Here is a 1,597-nt window from a genome sequence, read left to right on the forward strand (position 1 = left end):
GGGTGACGAGACCCTCACCGCCCGCCATCAGGCAGCTATGGTCCGCATTGAGGCGGTGAAAAACGAGTGGCTGGCGCAGACGGACGAGATCCGCCGCCAGACCGACGGCCAGATCAGCCGCTACACCGGCAAGAACTACGAAGGCTGGCTTGCCAAGATAGCCGACTGGGCGCAGGACGAGAGCAGCGGTTACGCCATTCCCAAGGAGCTGGAGCGCTTCGGCCAGACGGTGTTGGAAGAGAACCTCAAGAAGGGGGGTGCCGTGCCGACCCTGCCGCTGTTCAGTCAGATAGACGAGCTGCTGGCGAGCCGCCCCGGCATTCGCGATCTCATCCTGCAGCGGGCCGCCAAAGTAGTGCGCAGCCGGATGCAGGCGAGCAAGCGCCAAGCCCATCAGCTCTCGTTCGATGACCTGCTGAAAGATCTCGATGGGGCGCTCGGCTCCAGCCTTGGCGAGCGGCTCTGCGAGCGCATTCGCGCCACCTATCGGGTGGCGATGATCGACGAATTTCAGGATACCGATCCCCAGCAGTACCGCATCTTCCATCGCCTCTACAGTGGTCACAAAGACACGGCGCTGCTGATGATCGGCGACCCCAAGCAGGCCATCTACGGCTTTCGCGGCGCAGACATCTTTACCTACATTCAGGCGCGGCGAAATGTGAGCGCCCACTACACCCTCGGGCGCAACTGGCGCTCCAGCAGCGCGCTGGTGGGGGCGGTCAACGGCCTGTTCGAGCGGGCGAAAGATCCCTTTATCTACGAAGCGGATATCCCCTTCCTGCCGGTGGAAGCGCAGGGCAAGAGCAAGGCGCTGCTGCTCGATGGTGCCACCGCCCCCGTGCTCCACTGCTGGCAGCTGACCGGCCAGCCCACCTTCAATCGGGGGGATTACCAGAGCAAGATGGCCCGCGCCACCGCCGCCGAGATCCACCGCCTGCTGACCCTGGCCCGCGAGGGCAAGGCGCTGATCGGCGACAAAGCGGTGAAGGCCGGGGATATCGCCGTGCTGGTGCGCACCGGCGCCGAAGGCAAGCTGGTGCAGCAGGAGCTGGCGCGGCTCGCCATTGCGTCTGTCTACCTGTCGAACCGCGAGAGTGTGCTGGAGCAGGTGGAGGCGCGGGAGATTTTGCTGATTCTGCACGCCTGCCAGAACCCGAGCGAAGAACGCAGCCTGCGGGCGGCGCTGGCGACCGGCCTGTTTGATATGGATGCCAGGGCGCTCGATGGGCTGGCCTCGGACGAGCGGGCGTGGGAGAGCGCGGTGCAGGAGTTTATGGAGTACCGATCGATCTGGCATCGCCGTGGCGTGCTGGCCATGCTGCGGGCCCTGCTGCACAGGCGCAATCTCGCCGCCTCCCTGCTGGCGAGCCCCTATGGCGAGCGGCGGCTGACCAACTTCCTCCATCTCGGTGAGCTGCTGCAACAGGTAAGCAGCGAGCTGGACGGGGAATATGCCCTGCTGCGCTGGCTGGGGGAGGCGGTGAGCCACCAGAGCGGCGAGGATGCGGAGCAGGTACTGCGCCTCGAATCCGAGCGGAAATTGGTGCAGATCGTCACCATCCACAAATCCAAGGGGCTGGAGTATCCATTGGTG

General features: G+C 64.9%; 1 protein-coding gene. It reads left to right on the plus strand.

The features are described 5' to 3' along the window. Positions 1-1,597: UvrD-helicase domain-containing protein (locus AAC083_RS04845; RefSeq protein ID WP_146181579.1), on the plus strand; the 1,597-nt coding region annotated here is incomplete at both ends.

Origin of the sequence: Aeromonas sp. HMWF014 (assembly GCF_963878295.1) — a bacterium.
In the GTDB taxonomy this organism is placed as follows: Bacteria; Pseudomonadota; Gammaproteobacteria; order Enterobacterales; family Aeromonadaceae; genus Aeromonas; species Aeromonas popoffii.